Raw genomic sequence first — 16,239 nt, forward strand, 5'->3', positions numbered from 1 at the left:
CGAGCGCGAGCCGCGACGCGACGAGCGGCCCCGTTCCGGCCCGCGTGGGCCCCGGCCCGAGGGGCAGGGCGCCGGTCAGCCTCAGGGTCAGGGCCGTACCGACCAGGGTCGTGGCCCCCGGCCCGATGGCAAGCGCGACGGCCGCCCAGGCGGCGGCGGTGGCAGCGGCGGTCCGCGCCGCGACGATCGCGGCGGCGGCGAACGCTTCCAGCAGCCACCAAGGCCACGCCCGGCCGATCGCGAGCCGGACCCGGATTCGCCCTTCGCCAAGCTCGCCGCGCTGAAAGCCCAGCTCGAAGGCCGCAAGAGCTGACGGCGGCTGGCGACACGTGCGGGACGATCGTCAGAGGCTCGACAAATGGCTCTGGTTCGCGCGCTTCGCCAAGACGCGCCCGGCGGCCGTCCGCCTGATCGAGGATGGCCATGTCCGGCTGGAAGGCCGGCGGGTCAAGAATCCGGCGCATGGGCTCAAGCTTGGCGACGTGCTCACGCTCGCCTTGCCGCATGCAACCCCGGTGGTGAAGCTGCTCGCCCTGGGTGAGCGGCGCGGCCCCTTCGAGGAGGCGCGGTTGCTCTACGAGCGGCTCGATGAGGCCGGACGCGGCGATCCGTCTCTTGCCGTTGCGGACGACGACAGCTAAAAAATGCTGCCGATCGTTTGTATGCAAATGAATCAAGGCCTCCCGGATGGGAGCATCATCAGGCGGCGATCGGTGCAAAGCGCGGGTCCTGCCCCCAAGCGAACCGGCAGGCCTTGAAACGCGAGGTTTTCAAGGCTTTATGGGCCGTACTGGTAGACGGGAAGGACCGGCGACATGACCTATGTGGTCACCGAGAACTGCATCAAGTGCAAGTATATGGATTGCGTCGAGGTTTGCCCGGTCGACTGCTTCTATGAGGGCGAAAACATGCTCGTCATCCATCCTGACGAGTGCATCGATTGCGGCGTCTGCGAGCCCGAATGCCCGGCCGAGGCGATCAAGCCAGATACCGAGCCCGGACTGGAGAGCTGGCTGCAGCTCAATTCAAAGTACGCGTCCAGCTGGCCCAACATCACGCAGAAGAAGGACGCGCCCTCTGACGCGAAGGCCTTCGACGGCGTCGCCGGCAAGCTCGACGCGCATTTCTCCGCCAATCCCGGCGAAGGCGACTGAAGCGCCGGTTCCAGCGACGAGAACGCGTCCGATTGGCGCAAGAAAACCGTCCGGCAGCGTTAACCACGCAGGGGCGGCAGCCTGCCTGAATGCGTTTACCTTTGATTCGGCGTGTTTTTTATGCTATATCATCAGCTCAGTCGCATTCGTTCCGCATGCCCCTGCGAGGTTTTCCACAGACGGGGCGTCCCCTTCAAAAGAACACTGAGAGCCGCCGGCATCTTTTGCCGGAGCACCAGATGTCTTTGGCCGGTGGCGTAGAACAGACGATCGACTGAGGGAGCGTGAAGCGGCCGGCGCAAGTTGCGCTGCATCAGGCGGAGTGTCTCCGGTCATCCGGCCGGGGATTGAGAATTTCGAGCCCGCGTCCAGCGGTCCGGTCAGGAGTCGTAACGGCATGTCCATGGTGAAGAAAGCTGTTGTGCGCCAGGGTTTCAAGACGGGCGAGTTCGTCGTTTACCCGTCTCATGGCGTCGGTCAGATCACGGCGATCGAGGAGCAGGAAGTCGCTGGCTTCAAGCTCGAACTCTTCGTCGTCAGCTTCGCCAAGGACAAGATGACCCTGCGCGTTCCCACCGCCAAGGCGGCCAGCGTCGGTCTGCGCAAGCTCGCCGATGCCGAGAGCGTCACCAAGGCCCTGACCACGCTGACCGGCCGCGCCCGCGTCAAGCGCACCATGTGGTCGCGCCGCGCCCAGGAATATGAGGCGAAGATCAATTCGGGCGATCTCGTCGCCATCGCTGAGGTCGTTCGCGATCTCTATCGGTCCGAGGCCCAGCCCGAGCAGTCCTATTCCGAGCGTCAGCTCTACGAAGCGGCGGTTGATCGCATGACCCGCGAGATCGCGGTCGTCGACGACATCACCGAGACCGAAGCCCTCAAGAAGATCGAGGGGCAGCTCGCCAAGTCGCCGCGCCGCCCCGGCAAGGGCGAAGTCGTGGAAGCCGCCGAGGACGAGGCCGAAAGCGACAACGACGACATCAAGGAAGAGGCCGCCTGATCCAGGCTTCTCCGGTCTGCGAAACGAAAACCCGGCGGGCGACCGCCGGGTTCTTTCGTCTTGGCGGGTTCGACGCCGTCAGCTGGCGCCGGTCTCCGCCGCCAGGACGGCGACCGACCGCTCCCACGCCAGCTTTGCCGCCGCCGCATTGTAGCGCTCGGTGCTGGTGTCGTTCAGGAAGGCATGGTCGACATCCGGATAGACGACAACCTCGTGGCGGATGCCGGCTGTCTTCAGCGCCGCCTCATACGCGGGCAGCGCCTGTACCAGCCGCGCATCGCGCGCGGCGTGCTGGATCAGCATCCGCGCCTTGATCTGCGGCACCTTCGCCAGATCCGGCGAGCGGCCATAGAAGACAACACCTGCGGCAAGTTCGGGAATGGCCACGGCAAGATCGTTGACCACCCCGCCACCCCAGCAAAAGCCAATCGCGCCGGTCTTGCCCGTTGCATCCGGCCGCGCGGCGAGAAGCGCCAGCGCCGCCCGGCCCTGACTCAGAACATCCGCCGCAGGCAGCCGCGAGAACATCGCGCGGGCCTCGTCGGGATCCTTTGGCGTGCCGCCGAGCGGCGTTAGGAAATCGAGCCCCAGCGCGGTGAAGCCGGCAAGCGCCATGCGCCGCGTCACATCCTCGATATGCGGATTGAGCCCGCGATTTTCATGGATGACCAGAACGCCGCCGCGGCGACCCGCCGCCTTGGGCGTGGCGAGATGGCCCTTGAGAGCGACGCCGCCCGCGACAACGTCAAGCCGTTCGACGGCGATGCGGGCATCGTCGGGCGCGATCTGCTGAGCCTGCGCATAGTTCGGCTCGAGCACGGACAGCGCCGCCTCCGCAGCTGCCGCAGACCCCGCGAGCACCATCAGCCGGTTGAAGAAGACGCGACGGTCGAGCGGCTTGTGGGTGTATTCGTCGTAGAGTTCGACGATCCGGCGATCGAGCGCCATGGTGACCTCCTGTACGAAATCGGACGGCCACAATGGTAGCGGCTTCAGGCCCCGAGAGGCGGCAAGATCCATCCCGTCGCGGCTTCGTGATCCGCGCTTCGCCGGCTATTCCGCGACGATCTTGTAGCGTTGACTTGGCGTGACCACGCCACCACGCTCGATGCCGTTGAGAACCAGGAACAGCTCCTGCGCCCGTTCCTGTTCGGGCATCCGCGCCGCCAGTGTCGCCGGGGTGTCGCCGGCGGCCGCTGCGACCACCCTGATGGTCATCGGCCTGACCGCCTGCGCTTCTTCGGCGCTCAAGAGCCGGAAGCTCTCCAGAAGCGCCCGCATGGGTCGCTCCGGATCGGCGTTGCCCTTCGCGGCCAGAATGAAGCGATAGACGCGGCCGCCCGCCTGCACGGCCGCGAGGCGGAAGCTCCAGTCCGTCCCCCGGCCCAGGGCGATCACGCCCGGCTGCCCGCCGACTTCGAGAGTCTCGATCGCGGTCGTCTCGACCCCGTCGATCCAGCCCGCGGCGACATAGGATTGCAGCGTCTGGTCGGGCTTCAGCGTGACGGAATCGAAGCGCAGCGCCTGCGCGCCATTGGCGCTGACGCCGATCACCATGTCGCGCGCCGATTCGAGCCCAAAGCCGTCGGGCGCGGTGAAGCCGATGCGCAGCGCACTGTTGAGGTAACGCCGCCCGCGCACGACGCCGTCGCGCGGATCGTCGCCATAGGCGATGCCGTCGATCGCCGAGAGCCAGCGCCCGGCATCGCGCTCGCCAAGGCCTGGCGCCCCGATCTGGCGGGCGGCGGCGGTGACGGCGGCGATGCGCTCGGGCGTCTGCGGATGGCTCGACAGCATGTCCAGCCGCTTTTCGTCAGGAGACTGATTCTCGCTGCGGCTGCGGAAAGCCGTGTTGCGACCGAGCGCAACCAAAAAACGCCCGGCGCCATAGGGGTCGTAACCGGCGCGCGCGATGTTGCGGACGCTGATCTCGTCGGCGGTCAGCTCCTGCTGTCGCGAGAATTTGGCGAGCGAGAGCTTGGAACCTGCCTGGACCGCCGCACCCTGGGCCGGATCCTTGAGGACCTGCGAGACGACCTGGCTGACGAGCGCCGATTCCAGTTCGCGCTCGGCCCGCTCGACCGCGTGCTGCGCCGTGACATGGGCGATCTCATGGGCAAGCACGGAGGCGATCTCGGCGGTGTCGTTGGCCAGCGCCAGCAGGCCGCGCGTGACGTAGAGCCGGCCATTGGGCAGCGCGAAGGCATTCACCGCCGGGGAATTCAGAATCGTGATCTCATAGGTGCCGATCTGGCCCTCGCCAGCCTTCGCCAATCGCGCCACCACCTCGTCCAGCGCGGCGCGGGCCCGGGAGGCGCGGTATTCGCCGCCAAAGGCCGCAAGCAGCCGCTGATGCTCGCTCGCGGAGGCGCGCTGCAGCGTGTTGACGCGCGGCGCGATCTCGCCATCGCCGGGCGGCTGTGGCGGCAGCAGCGCGCTCTGATCCCCGGCACAGCCCAGCAGCAGGACCGCGGGCAGCGCGAGCGCGGCCAGTCTGGGCCAGAGCGGCCTTCGATGTCGCCAGAACGCCAGCATGCTGTCAGTCGATCAGTTCCAGGGCGAGCAACGTGGTGACGTCGAGCAGAAGCCCGTCCCGCCCGGAGAGCACGCCGCGCGCCCGCGAGCGTTTACCGCTGACACTCTTCGCGGTCCAGCCGGCATCCTGCATCTCTCGCCATAGCCTCTTCGTCACCACGATCGATGCGGCCTCTCCGCGCCGGCGTGAAAAATTCAGATAGGTTCTCTGCGCGCGCTCGCCGACCGAGGCGATCCGCCCCTCCAGCAGCACGAGCCGCCCTTCCTGTTCCTTGAGCGCGGCGAGATCATGACCGTCGATGGCAAGGCCGCCGGCGGACGCACCTGCAGACGCGACAGTGGCGGGCACCGGGTTGCGGCGCGTACGCACGGCAGGGAGACGCACCTCGCCGCACAGCGTCTGCCTGACCTCCGGCAGGGCAGAGGCTGCCCCTGCGCCAAGCAGGATGGACGCCACGTCGCGCGGCATTTGCCCCGCCGCCGCCGGCTCAAACAGCCGGGCCGGCAGCCGGCCCCAGCGGTCGGCCTCGCCGACCAGAACCAGCAGCAGATCCCGCTCGCGCCATGGCCCGATGCCGGCGGCAAACCGCGCGGCCTCCGCTTCGTCCTGCCGGGGCGCGAGCCCGACCAGGCGCAGCCGTCGCCCGTCCAGCAGAACCGGATCGCCGGCCTCGTCGAGCCCCGACAGACGCACCGCGGGGGTGTCGGGCAATTGCAGACAGGCATCGCTCGCACCAGCGACACCGGCCAGTAGCGGCAGGGCCACAAGCGGCACGCCAAGGAAAGAGGCAAGAAGAGGCTTCACCGGCATGGTGATTATGCTACATGGTTTGGCGTGCGTCCCGGTAGCTCAGCAGGATAGAGCAACGGTTTCCTAAACCGTAGGTCAGGGGTTCGAATCCCTTCCGGGACGCCATTCCCTCATCCGATGGTATACGCGCTGATGGCGGGTTCGATTGCCCTGCCCTTCTGGCTGGCTGGGCGCGTCGGTCAGATGGCGATCTCGAGCATGATCTTGCCGAGATGGGCGCTCGTCTCCATCAGTTCATGCGCCTGCCGCGCCTCGTCCAGGGGAAAGGTCGCGTGGATGATCGGCTTGACCGTGCCCGCCTCAAGCAGCGGCCAGACATCGCGACGCAGATGCGCGGCGATCTCGGCCTTGAGCGCGACGGAACGTGGCCGAAGGGTCGAACCGGTGAGCGTCAGGCGCCGGATCATCAGCGGAGTCAGATCGAGCTCCGCCTTGCTGCCTTGCAAAAAAGCGATCTGCACCAGCCGGCCTTCGACGGCGAGCGCCGCGAGGTTGCGCTGGATATAGGGGCCTCCGACCATGTCGAGAATCACGTCGACGCCACGCCCCTCCGTCAGCCGCTTGACTTCGGCACCGAAATCCCGGGCGCGGTAGTCGATCGCCTCATCGGCGCCAAGGGAGCGGCAGAACTCGCATTTCTCGGGCGACCCGGCCGTCGCATAGACCGTGGCGCCCGCGTTTTTCGCAAGCTGGATCGCGGTCGAGCCGATGCCGCTGGAGCCGCCATGAATCAGGATGGTTTCGCCTGTCGTCAGCCGCCCGCGCGTGAAGACGTTGTCATGGACGGTGAAATAGGTCTCCGGCAGGCCGCCGGCCTCCAGCAGCGAAAGCGGCTTGGGCACGGGCATGCAGAGCGGCTCCTCGGCCACCGCATATTGTGCATAGCCGCCGCTGATCAAAAGCGCACAGACCGCCTCGCCGACGCGGCTTTCCGCGACGCCCGTCCCCACGGCGACGATGTGGCCCGAAACCTCGAGGCCGGGGATGGCCGTGGCGCCGGGAGGCGGCGGGTAGCCACCGGCGCGCTGCAGGCAGTCAGGCCGGTTGATACCGGCTGCCGCGACCGCGATCAACACCTGGCCAGGGCCAGGTTGCGGCACCGGCGCGGTTTCGATCTCGATCACCTCGGGGCCACCCGGCCCCGAAAAGCGCACCTGCTTCATCGTCTGCGGCAATGCCATGATCTTCATCTCTCCCTGGTCGGGTCCTGCCGGGAGCATGCTCTGATCGCAAAAGCGAAGTCCACCGTCTTCGACGAGCCGGTGGAAGCGCTCGAAACGCTCCTCCTTCAACCCCGGCAACCAGGCGAAGCTCAGTTTTCCAGTCCGTCACTTCGGCGGCACCGGGAACGACACGGTCGCGAGGAGCCCCGGGCCCGAAGGCGAAGGCGTCAGGCTGACCGTCGCATCCAGGCGCCCCAGCGCCGCCTCGACGATGGCCAGGCCGAGCCCGCTGCCGGCCGATCGCGACGCACGCCCGCGATAAAACCGCTGAGTGACCAGCGCCAGCTCGTCAGGGGGGATGCCCGGTCCCGCATCCTCGACCGTGACCTCGCAGGCGCCGACGCGCCGCCAACTGACAAGCCCGCCGGGTGGGCTGTGTTCGCAGGCGTTCTCGTGGAGATTGCGCAGGGCAAACCTGAGGTGATCGGCATCCCCCACCAGAACGAGCGTGTCGAGCGCGGGGTCGATATCGACGCGAACATTTGCCCACTGCCTGTCCCGGTCGATCTCGGCGAGCAGCGGTCCGACGGCCATCGGCATCCGTTCGCGTTTGGCGACAGCGGCCTCCAGCCGGGCCAGCGCGAGCAGCTGGCTCACCAGCCGCGCCGTGCGGTCGACGCCGCGAATGATCTTCTCCAGCGCCGATGACCGCATCTCGGGGGTCTCGGCGGCCTGGGCGATCTGGGCCTGCGTCCGGATTCCCGCAAGCGGCGTGCGCAGCTCATGCGCCGCGAAGGCGGTGAAGGCCCGCTCCTGCGCCCGCGCGGTGTCGAGACGGGAAAACAACCCGTTGAGCGCATCCGTCACGGGCCGGATCTCGTCGACGACCTCGGGCTGGACGGGACCAAGATCATCGGCCGGGCGCGCCTGCAGATCGGCTGCCACCTGGCGCAGGGGCGCCAGCCCACGGCCCACGGCAAGCCAGATCAGCCCGGCAAACAGCGGCAGCATCAGCAGGGTCGGCGCGACGAGGCCGAGCACGAGATCCTGGACCAGCCGATCGCGCAGACCGAGCCTGTCACCGACCAGCACGCGCACGCCCTTCACGGCATCCTCGATCGCATAGACGCGCCAGAGTTCGCCTTCGATGGTGCTGTCGGAAAAGCCCGCGCCATGGCCGGAGAGCCGCGTACTTGGCGCCGCGCTGGAAGCAGCGACAAGACGCCCGCCCAGCGACCAGATCTGGCAGGACAGCTGGCGTTCATAAGCCGCGCCTCCCGTCGAGGCAGCCGCTGGCGGGATCGCGCCGATGGCCGCCTGCGCCGTGCCTTCATCGTCGCGCACGAGCGAGGCCACCATGCGCGCGGCCTCCTGCAGCCTTGTATCGAGCACGCGTTCGAGCTCGGCCTTGGTGCCGAGATAGATCCATGTTGTCGCCGCCAGCCAGATCACGCTGGTGGTCGCAACGAGGATCATGAAGATCCGGGTTTTCAGAGAGGTCATGGCCCCCTCCTCAGACGATAGCCGAGACCGCGCATCGTCTCGATCAGATCGCGGCCGAGCTTCTGGCGCAGATTGTGGATATGGACCTCGATGGCATTGCTCTCGATATCCTCCTGCCAGCCATAGAGCCGCTCTTCGAGATCAGGCCGTGAGAAGATCACGCCAGGACGTTCCGCGAGCGCGCGCAGGATCGCGAATTCGCGCCGCGTGACCTCGATCGCGAGGCCGTCGCGGGCGACGCTGTGACTGGCGGGGTCGAGCACCAGACCGGCGGCCGCGATCGTGGCCGCGGCCCGGCCCTGCCCGCGCCTGGCGATCGCCCGCAGCCTCGCGGCCAGTTCGCCGAGATCGAAGGGCTTGCCGAGGTAGTCGTCGGCGCCGCGATCGAGCCCCGCGATCCGGTCGCGGCTCTCGTCGAGTGCGGTCAGGACCAGGACCGGCCGCGTCTCGCCTGCTTCGCGAAGCCTCGCGAGCAGGTCGAGGCCCGATCCGTCCGGCAGCATCACGTCGAGCACGATCGCATCGAAAAGCCCCGCCACCAGCGCATGGCGACCATCGGCGCAGGAGCCAACCACCTCGGCATTGATGCCATGGAGCTTGAGCCCGACGGCAAGCCCGTCGGCCAGGATCGGGTCGTCTTCGACGATCAACACGCGCATGTGATCTCCTCGGCGCCAGCAACCCGGCCCAGCTTAAGGCTGGCTTAAGCTGAGGGGCGCCGATGGCGGCATCCGAGGCCAGAGCGGCCGCCACCCAAAAACAGCTGACAAGGACCAAACCGATGCAGCAGGACCGCCGAAGGATCATCGCCGGCCTCGCCGTTCTCCTCGCCGCGGCGCCAGGATTGGCGCTGGGACAGGGCAGCGAGATCGATGTCGAGGCGATCCTCAACGATCCCGAGGCGCCGGCTTCCGGCAATCCGAAAGGCGATGTCACGATCGTCGCCTTTCTCGACTACAACTGCCCCTTCTGCAAGAAGGCCGCGCCCGATCTCGCCCGTCTGGTCAAGGAGGATGGCCGGATCCGGCTGGTCTACAAGGACTGGCCGGTGATTGCCGAGACCTCGGTCTATGCGGCGCAGCTCGCCCTCGCGGCCGCTTATCAGGGCGCCTATGCCAAGGCCCATGACGCCCTGATGGCGACAAGGGGGCGGCTTGGCCGCGAGCAGATCGGTGCCGCCGTCAAGGCGGCCGGCATCGACATGGCCCGGCTCGAAACCGATCTGAACGCCCGGTCCGCCAGCATCACGGCCCTGCTCCGGCGCAACATGGCGCAGGCGGAATCGCTCGGGCTGCAGGGCACGCCGACCTATCTGATCGGGCCGTTCCGCACCTCCACCCAGGATTATGCCGGTTTCAAGCAGGTCGTCGCCGACGCCCGCAAGAAGCAGACTTCCCCGTAAGCGACAGGCCAGATTGCCCGCATGACCGACACCCCACACCCGACCCGCCGCCTGGCGGGCCTCATGATCGCCCTGGCCGCGGCGGGCTGCACGACCATCGCGCAACAGCCCATCGCCACGACGCCCCCGGCGCCGCAGTTCAGCGCGCTCGATCTGCGGCGCTATGGCGAGGTCGGCGGCGAGCCGTTCCACGTGCCTGCCGTCTCGCTTCAGGATCTGCAACCGCGCAATCTGCGCCAGCTCGTCGATTATCCGACCCCGCATCAACCCGGCACGCTGATCGTCGATCCGGCTAACCGGTTCCTGTATCTCGTCCAGGAAGGCGGCAAGGCGCTGCGCTATGGCGTCGGCGTCGGCCGCGAAGGGCTGGAGTTCACGGGCTCGGCGACGGTGCAGCGCAAGGCGCAATGGCCGCGCTGGACACCGACGCAGGACATGATCAAGCGCGAGCCCGACCGCTACGCCAAATGGGCCGGCGGCATGAAGGGCGGCGACACCAATCCGCTGGGTGCCCGTGCGCTCTACCTGTTCAAGGATGGTCGCGACACGCTCTACCGCATCCATGGCACGAACGAACCCGACACCATCGGCGAGGCGGTGTCGTCGGGCTGCATCCGGATGATGAACCAGGATGTGATCGATCTGCACGACCGCATCCCCAAGGGCACCAAGGTCGTCGTGCTCCCGGCCTGACCTGACAGGCTGCAAGCCGGAGGGTTTTGCTGAGCCTCGCTTGCCGAAGATCAGATCTTCAGCGCCCAGCGGATGACGAGGCCGACGGCGGTGAGGCAAAGTACGCCCGCAGCCCAATAGGCCACGAACCAGCCGATCCGCGCGAGCGCCCGGGGCTTCGCAGCCATATCGGGCTTGGCGGCCAAGTCGCGGTTGTCAGCGGCCATCAGTGATAGCCTCCTCCTGCCGCGTTCACCTTGCCGCGGAACACCCAGTAGGAATAGGCGGTGTAGGCGAGGATCAGCGGGATCAGGACGACGGCGCCGACCAGCAGGAACAACAAGGAGTTGTCCGGCGCGGCCGCCTCCCAGATGGTCACGCTGTTGGGCACAATATGCGGATAGAAGCTGATGCCCAGCCCGATGAAACAGAGCACGAACAGGCCCTGCGACGCCAGGAAGGGGCTGAGTTCGTGCCGCTGGGTCAAACCCCGCCAGAGCACGAAGCCCAGCGCCGCCACAGCCAGCGGCACCGGGCCGACCAGCAGGATCTGCGGCCAGACCAGCCAGCGTTCGAGATAGTTCGCGCTCAAGGTCGGCGTCCAGGCGCTGACGAGACCGATCAGCAGCAGCGTCGCGGGCGCGGCCCACATCGCGATGGCATAGGCCCGGCGCTGGACATGGTGTTCGGTCTTGAGGATCAGCCAGGTCGCGCCGAGCAATGCGTAGCCGATCACCAGCGCGACGCCCGTGACGACGCTGAACGGCGTCAGCCAGTCCCACCAGCCGCCGGCATAAGCCCGTCCGGCGATCGGGATGCCCTGCACCAGCGCCCCCAGCGCCACGCCCTGGCTGAAGGCGGCGATGGTCGAGCCGAATGCGAAGGACCAGTCCCAGAGAAACTGGCCGCGCTTGGTTTTCCAGCGGAACTCGAAGGCGACGCCCCTGAAGATCAGGCCGAGCAGCATCACGGTCAGCGGCACATAGAGCGCCGGCAGGATGATCGCATAGGCCAGCGGGAAGACCGCGAGCAGACCCCCGCCACCCAGCACGAGCCAGGTCTCGTTGCCGTCCCAGACCGGCGCCACCGAGTTCATCATCTCGTCGCGATGGGCCTCGCCGGGGATCAGCGGGAACAGGATGCCGACGCCGAGGTCGAAGCCGTCGAGCACGATATAGGCCAGCACGGCAAACGCGATCAGCGCCGCCCAGATGAAGGGGAGATCGAGCATCATGGCTTCGGCTCCTTTACGAGGCGACTGGAAGGGCGCCTTTGGCGTCCATCACGGGGCCGGGCATGATGCCGCCGGCGCGAACCGGCTCGTCAGGCGCGAGCCCACTCTCGGCGACATGCGGCGGGTGGTTCATCAGGCGCAGGATGTAGAAGGTGCCGGCGCCGAACAGCGCGAAATAGACGACGATGAAGGCGATGAGCGAGGCGCCGACCGCCGCCGCGTCGATTGGTGACACGGACTGCGCCGTCGTCAGCAGGCCATAGACCGTATAGGGCTGCCGGCCGACCTCGGTGGTGATCCAGCCCGCCAGCACCGCCACGAATCCCGTGGGGCCCATCAGCACGGCCGCCCGCAGGAACGGCCTCGCATCGTAGAGGGTGCGGCGCCAGCGCAGATACAGGCTGACCGCGCCCAGGCCCAGTATCGCGAAGCCGATGCCGATCATCACCCGGAAGCTCCAGAAGACCACGCCGACCGGCGGCTGCAGATGTTCGGGGATCGTGTCGAGCCCCGCCAACGGCGCGTTGAGGTCGTGCTTGAGGATCAGCGACGAGAGCTTGGGAATCTGGATGGCGTAATCGATGCGCTTCTCGGCGCTGTTGGGGATGCCGAACAGGATCAGCGGCGCGCCTTCGGGATGGCTCTGGAAATGGCCCTCCATCGCCATGACCTTGGCGGGCTGATGCTCGAGCGTGTTCAGCCCATGCATGTCGCCGGCGACGATCTGGATCGGTGCCACGATCGCCGCCATCCACATCGCCATCGAGAACATGATGCGCGCGCCCTCATTGCCGCGATCGCGCAGCAGATGCAGCGCCCCGACCGCGCCGACAACGAGAGCCGTCGTCAGATAGGCGGCCAGCACCATATGGACGAGCCGGTAGGGGAAGGAGGGATTGAAGACCACAGCCCACCAGTCCGTGGCGACGAACTGGCCGACATCGTTGATGGCGTAGCCGGCCGGCGTCTGCATCCAGCTGTTCACCGACAGGATCCAGAAGGCCGACATGAAGGTGCCGAGCGCGACCATCAGCGTCGCCGCGAAATGCAGGCGCGGACCGACGCGCGACAGGCCAAATAGCATCACGCCGAGAAAGCCCGCCTCGAGGAAGAAGGCCGATAGCACCTCATAGCCCATCAGCGGCCCGATCACCGGGCCGACCTTGTCGGAGAAGACACTCCAGTTTGTGCCGAACTGGTAGCTCATGACGATGCCGGAAACGACGCCCATGCCGAAGGCGACGGCGAAGATCTTCTTCCAGTAGTTGAACAGGTCCAGGAACACCGGGCGCCCGGTTGCGAGCCAGAGTCCGTTGAGCACCGCGAGATAGCTCGCGAGGCCGATCGAAAACGCCGGGAAAATGATGTGAAAACTGATCGTGAACGCAAACTGGATGCGCGCCAGCATCAGGGCTTCGAGACCGAACATGTTCGCCTCTTTCAAATTCGAATAATGCCGATGATCAATATTGCGGTGCAGTGATAAAAGCAATATTTCGGATACAGCATTGTTGTCGCAGGAGGCCGAGTTGCGCCTGACCCAGTATTCGAATTTCGCCCTGCGCACGCTGCAGCTGCTGGCACTGCGCGCGCCCGCAATCGTGTCTGTCGAGGACGTGGCGCGGGCGCACCGGATCTCGCGCTCGCATCTGGTGAAGATCGCCCATGAGCTAGGGCGTCGCGGTTATGTCACGACGGTGCGCGGGCGCAATGGTGGCATGCAGCTGGCGCGCCCGGCCGACCAGATCACGGTCGGCGAGATCATTCGCTGGACCGAAGCGCCGTTGGCCTTGGTCGAATGTTTCGACCCCGAGACCAACACATGCCCGCTGCTCGGCGTCTGTCATCTCTCTCGCGGGCTCCAGCGAGCGCTGCGGGCCTTCCTCTCCGTGCTCGATGATTTGACGATCGCCGACATCGCGATCAACCGGAGCGCCCTGCTCGAGCGTTTGGCCACGGTGAACGAGGACGCTCCAGCCACGCGCTGCGCCTGAGCGAGGCGCCCCTGCAAAGGCCTCGATAAAATATAGACGTGGGATACATATTATATTGACAGAAGCGCGAATATGCTGGCCAATGATGAGGTCATCGTCGTTCACAGGAGAGTGCCATGGCCAATGTCGGTACAGTCGATCGTGTCCTCCGGTTTGCGCTGGGCGCGCTGCTCGTCGTCGCGGTCTTCATTCCCCCTTTCGCTGAAATGGTCGCGCCCTGGGGCGCCTGGAAATACGCTCTGACGGCGTGGGGCGTCGTGATGATCGGCACGGCGGCCTTCCGCTTCTGCCCCGCCTATACGCTGCTGGGCGTACGGACCTGCCCGCTCGCCAAGTCATGATCAACCGCGGCTGCAGGCGGGCGCACCGCCAGCAGCCGCAGGTGATACCCAGGCCGCCAGCCCCGTCCCTGCAGGTGACCCTCCTGCGGGCGCCACTCGGGCAGGACGGCTGCGCCACGGCCTTCATCATCGAGCCGGCAAACGCCCCGTGACGATCGAGCGGATGACGGGCGCATCCTGACGCGCCTTCGTAAATCGGCCCGGACCGTCTTGATCGCGATCACCCTGCGCTCCGACACGTCATCAGGCCTCGCAGCCTCGGCCTGTCGCAGGTCCGCGCGGATGCTCAACACCTACCTGACACGCGAAGGGAGCGGTCATGTCCAAACGCATCAACTGGCTTGTTGTGCTGAGCCTTCTGGGTGTGGCCCCGGCCCTAGCGGCGCCGGAGCCAGCCGATCCCGCGCGGCAGACACCTTGGAAGCTCTATGTCGATTCGACCGAGGCCTTCGCCATGAAACAGGCTCAGGGCAACAAGGTGCTGCTGGTCGATGTGCGTGATCCCATCGAGATCATGTTCACCGGCTTTGCGCCGGCGGTCGATGTGGTCGTGCCCTACATGTCGGCCAACCGGTCGAAGTGGAACGACACGCGATCCGTCTATCAGGTCGAACGCGAGCCCGCTTTTGCCGACAGGATCGCCAAGGCCCTTGCCGATCGCGGTCTCGGCAAGGACACACCCATTCTCCTGATGTGCCGCTCGGGCGGTGAGCGGGGCGCGCCATCGGCCAGGGAACTGTGGGGCAAGGGTTTCGCCAGCGTCTATGTCGTCGTCGACGGCTTTGAAGGCGACACGGTGAAGGACGGCCCGCAGAAGAACTGGCGGCGCGTCAATGGCTGGAAGAACTCAGACCTGCCATGGGGCTACACGCTCGATCGCTCGAAATTCCCCATCGGCGAGAAATGATTTCCGCTGCCGTCATGACGGGCTTTCATGAACGGTGCTGTTGACGCCTGACACCCCATGACCTTTGAGGACACGCAAATGACAACAGTATTCAAAGCGCTTTCGAGCGCGATGCTGGCCTTGGCGGCGATGGCGTCGCCCGCCGTCGCAGGCCAGAAGATGCTGATGTTGCTGAGCGCGCCGGCGGCGGAGGCGCAGGCCTTCAATCTGGTTTTGGCCAACCAGGTGCAGGCGAGCGGACATGGCATCCACATGCTGCTCTGCGGCGAGGCTGGCGACATGGCTTTGAAGACCGCGCCGGAAGCGGCGACCAAAACCGTCACGCCGCAGGGCATGACGGTCCGCACGCTTCTGGAGGGTCTCTTGAATAAGGGTGGCACCGTCCAAGTTTGCGCCATCTACCTGCCCAACCGCAAGCTCCAGGCCGATGCTCTGATGGAGGGCGTCAGCGCCGCTCGCCCGCAGGACATCGCCACCATGATGGTCGATCCCGCGATCAAGGTCATCGGTCAATAACGCCGCGCAAACCCGTCAGACACTGGAAACCGCCTGTTGGGTAAAGCTGAAGCCGCGGATGCAAAAACGATGACCAAACACTCCATGATTTCGCACGGACCGGCGGGCCAAAAAATTTGCCGGCAGAATGGCTCGCTGAGCACGGCAGATGCATGTTTCATCGCGGCGGCAACCGCGGCATGATCGGCGGTCCCGATATCGCGTCGGTGGGCTCGGGGACGCTGGTGGGCTTCGTGCTGGGGCTGATCGGCGGCGGCGGCTCGATCCTGGCCGTGCCGCTCCTGGTCTATGTCGTCGGCGTGGCCTCGCCCCATGTCGCCATCGGCACCAGCGCGGTGGCGGTGGCGCTGAGCGCCTTTGCCAATCTGCTGGGCCATGCGCGGGCCGGGAACGTCCGCTGGCCCTGCGCGCTGATCTTCTCGGCCGCCGGCATCGCAGGCGCCGCGGCCGGCTCGACCCTCGGCAAGAGCTTCGACGGGCAGAAGCTGATGCTCCTGTTCGGCGTGCTGATGATCGTGATCGCAGTGATGATGCTGGTCCGCAAGGCGGGCGACGGCACCGCATTCCGGCCGCTGGCGCGCGAGACGGCGCCTTCGCTTCTGCCGCGGCTGCTCGGCATGGGCGGGCTCGTCGGCGCCATGTCCGGGTTTTTCGGCATCGGCGGCGGCTTCCTGATCGTGCCCGGGCTGATGGGCGCGGCGCGCATGCCGATGATCCTGGCCATCGGCTCCTCGCTGGTCGCGGTCACGGCCTTCGGGATCACCACCGCCATCTCCTATGCGCTGTCGGGTCTGGTCGACTGGCGCATCGCCATCCTGTTCGTCGCGGGCGGCGTTGCGGGCGGCCTTGGCGGCACGCTACTGGCGAAGCGGCTCGCCAGCCATAAATCCCTGCTGACGCGCGTGTTTGCGGCCATCGTCGCGATCGTGGGCGCCTATGTCGTCGCGCGCGGCTCTGCGGCTGTCTTCGGCTGATCCTTCGCAAACGGCTCGGACGGTCCGCAAGTC

General features: G+C 66.7%; 19 protein-coding genes, 1 tRNA gene and 1 pseudogene. 12 read left to right on the forward strand and 9 right to left on the reverse strand.

The genetic code is table 11. The features are described 5' to 3' along the window. The 4 genes from IP69_RS22185 to IP69_RS18415 all read left to right on the forward strand — a co-directional run. The coding region (locus IP69_RS22185) for a hypothetical protein (protein ID WP_054144291.1) at positions 1 to 313 on the forward strand (313 nt) is incomplete at its 5' end. Between the two features lie 16 nt (positions 314 to 329). Then, positions 330 to 641, forward strand: coding sequence for an RNA-binding S4 domain-containing protein (locus IP69_RS18405; RefSeq protein ID WP_054144292.1), 312 nt, complete (start codon positions 330 to 332; stop codon positions 639 to 641). A 174-nt stretch (positions 642 to 815) separates the two neighbouring features. Then, a complete protein-coding gene (gene fdxA, locus IP69_RS18410) occupies positions 816 to 1,154 on the forward strand; it encodes a ferredoxin FdxA (protein WP_054144293.1) in 339 nt (112 codons plus the stop codon). A 397-nt stretch (positions 1,155 to 1,551) separates the two neighbouring features. Further along, positions 1,552 to 2,154 carry a CarD family transcriptional regulator gene (locus tag IP69_RS18415; RefSeq protein WP_054144294.1) on the forward strand — a complete coding sequence of 201 codons (603 nt, stop codon included), beginning with the start codon at positions 1,552 to 1,554 and terminating at the stop codon, positions 2,152 to 2,154. Between the two features lie 78 nt (positions 2,155 to 2,232). Here the strand turns inward: IP69_RS18415 and IP69_RS18420 are convergent, their stop codons facing one another. From IP69_RS18420 to IP69_RS18430, 3 genes are all read right to left on the reverse strand, one after another. Next, a complete protein-coding gene (locus IP69_RS18420; RefSeq protein WP_054144295.1) occupies positions 2,233 to 3,102 on the reverse strand; it encodes a dienelactone hydrolase family protein in 870 nt (289 codons plus the stop codon). A gap of 105 nt (positions 3,103 to 3,207) precedes the next feature. Continuing rightward, the gene (locus IP69_RS18425; RefSeq protein ID WP_054144296.1) at positions 3,208 to 4,689 is read right to left on the reverse strand and encodes a M48 family metalloprotease; all 1,482 of its coding nucleotides are present in this window, start codon (positions 4,687 to 4,689) and stop codon (positions 3,208 to 3,210) included. A 4-nt stretch (positions 4,690 to 4,693) separates the two neighbouring features. Beyond that, positions 4,694 to 5,500: a hypothetical protein gene (locus tag IP69_RS18430; protein WP_054144297.1), complete on the reverse strand. Its 807-nt coding sequence runs from the start codon at positions 5,498 to 5,500 to the stop codon at positions 4,694 to 4,696. A 28-nt stretch (positions 5,501 to 5,528) separates the two neighbouring features. Here IP69_RS18430 and IP69_RS18435 point away from each other — a divergent pair. After that, positions 5,529 to 5,605, forward strand: a tRNA-Arg gene (locus tag IP69_RS18435). A 74-nt stretch (positions 5,606 to 5,679) separates the two neighbouring features. On the opposite strand, the gene IP69_RS18440 is transcribed toward IP69_RS18435, so the two are convergent. The 3 genes from IP69_RS18440 to IP69_RS18450 all read right to left on the reverse strand — a co-directional run bounded on the left by IP69_RS18440 (position 5,680) and on the right by IP69_RS18450 (position 8,825). After that, a complete protein-coding gene (locus IP69_RS18440) occupies positions 5,680 to 6,690 on the reverse strand; it encodes an NAD(P)H-quinone oxidoreductase (protein ID WP_054144352.1) in 1,011 nt (336 codons plus the stop codon). 138 nt (positions 6,691 to 6,828) lie between these two features. Next, positions 6,829 to 8,166, reverse strand: a complete 1,338-nt coding sequence (locus IP69_RS18445; protein ID WP_054144298.1) for a sensor histidine kinase N-terminal domain-containing protein — start codon at positions 8,164 to 8,166, stop codon at positions 6,829 to 6,831. Continuing rightward, positions 8,163 to 8,825 (reverse strand): response regulator, encoded by a 663-nt coding sequence (locus IP69_RS18450; protein ID WP_054144299.1) that lies wholly within the window; start codon positions 8,823 to 8,825, stop codon positions 8,163 to 8,165. The genes IP69_RS18445 and IP69_RS18450 overlap by 4 nt, the downstream gene beginning before the upstream one ends. Before the next feature lie 122 nt (positions 8,826 to 8,947). On the opposite strand from IP69_RS18450, the gene IP69_RS18455 reads away from it, so the two are divergent. Both IP69_RS18455 and IP69_RS18460 read left to right on the forward strand, forming a co-directional pair. Then, positions 8,948 to 9,568: a DsbA family protein gene (locus IP69_RS18455; protein WP_054144300.1), complete on the forward strand. Its 621-nt coding sequence runs from the start codon at positions 8,948 to 8,950 to the stop codon at positions 9,566 to 9,568. A gap of 63 nt (positions 9,569 to 9,631) precedes the next feature. Beyond that, positions 9,632 to 10,252 (forward strand): annotated as a pseudogene (locus tag IP69_RS18460) (L,D-transpeptidase); the annotation flags it as partial. A 59-nt stretch (positions 10,253 to 10,311) separates the two neighbouring features. Here the strand turns inward: IP69_RS18460 and IP69_RS21975 are convergent. From IP69_RS21975 to IP69_RS18470, 3 genes are read right to left on the reverse strand one after another with little or no spacing between them, the layout of a single operon-like run. Then, positions 10,312 to 10,467 carry a DUF2474 domain-containing protein gene (locus IP69_RS21975; protein WP_156323536.1) on the reverse strand — a complete coding sequence of 52 codons (156 nt, stop codon included), beginning with the start codon at positions 10,465 to 10,467 and terminating at the stop codon, positions 10,312 to 10,314. Further along, positions 10,467 to 11,474 carry a cytochrome d ubiquinol oxidase subunit II gene (cydB, locus tag IP69_RS18465; protein ID WP_054144302.1) on the reverse strand — a complete coding sequence of 336 codons (1,008 nt, stop codon included), beginning with the start codon at positions 11,472 to 11,474 and terminating at the stop codon, positions 10,467 to 10,469. Before cydB ends, IP69_RS21975 begins: the two co-directional genes overlap by 1 nt. A gap of 13 nt (positions 11,475 to 11,487) precedes the next feature. Next, the gene (locus IP69_RS18470; RefSeq protein ID WP_054144303.1) at positions 11,488 to 12,903 is read right to left on the reverse strand and encodes a cytochrome ubiquinol oxidase subunit I; all 1,416 of its coding nucleotides are present in this window, start codon (positions 12,901 to 12,903) and stop codon (positions 11,488 to 11,490) included. Positions 12,904 to 12,985: 82 nt separating this feature from the next. Here IP69_RS18470 and IP69_RS18475 point away from each other — a divergent pair, with 82 nt between their 5' ends. The 5 genes from IP69_RS18475 to IP69_RS18495 all read left to right on the forward strand — a co-directional run bounded on the left by IP69_RS18475 (position 12,986) and on the right by IP69_RS18495 (position 16,206). After that, positions 12,986 to 13,468: an Rrf2 family transcriptional regulator gene (locus IP69_RS18475; RefSeq protein WP_197279952.1), complete on the forward strand. Its 483-nt coding sequence runs from the start codon at positions 12,986 to 12,988 to the stop codon at positions 13,466 to 13,468. 116 nt (positions 13,469 to 13,584) lie between these two features. Then, positions 13,585 to 13,809 (forward strand): DUF2892 domain-containing protein, encoded by a 225-nt coding sequence (locus tag IP69_RS18480; RefSeq protein WP_054144304.1) that lies wholly within the window; start codon positions 13,585 to 13,587, stop codon positions 13,807 to 13,809. 319 nt (positions 13,810 to 14,128) lie between these two features. Beyond that, positions 14,129 to 14,716, forward strand: coding sequence for a rhodanese-like domain-containing protein (locus IP69_RS18485; RefSeq protein ID WP_054144305.1), 588 nt, complete (start codon positions 14,129 to 14,131; stop codon positions 14,714 to 14,716). A 78-nt stretch (positions 14,717 to 14,794) separates the two neighbouring features. Next, positions 14,795 to 15,232, forward strand: coding sequence for a hypothetical protein (locus IP69_RS18490; protein WP_156323537.1), 438 nt, complete (start codon positions 14,795 to 14,797; stop codon positions 15,230 to 15,232). Between the two features lie 152 nt (positions 15,233 to 15,384). After that, positions 15,385 to 16,206 (forward strand): sulfite exporter TauE/SafE family protein, encoded by an 822-nt coding sequence (locus IP69_RS18495; RefSeq protein WP_248306890.1) that lies wholly within the window; start codon positions 15,385 to 15,387, stop codon positions 16,204 to 16,206. Positions 16,207 to 16,239 lie beyond the last annotated feature (33 nt).

The organism is Allobosea sp. AAP35 (genome assembly GCF_001295925.1).
Taxonomy (GTDB): Bacteria; Pseudomonadota; Alphaproteobacteria; order Rhizobiales; family Beijerinckiaceae; genus Allobosea.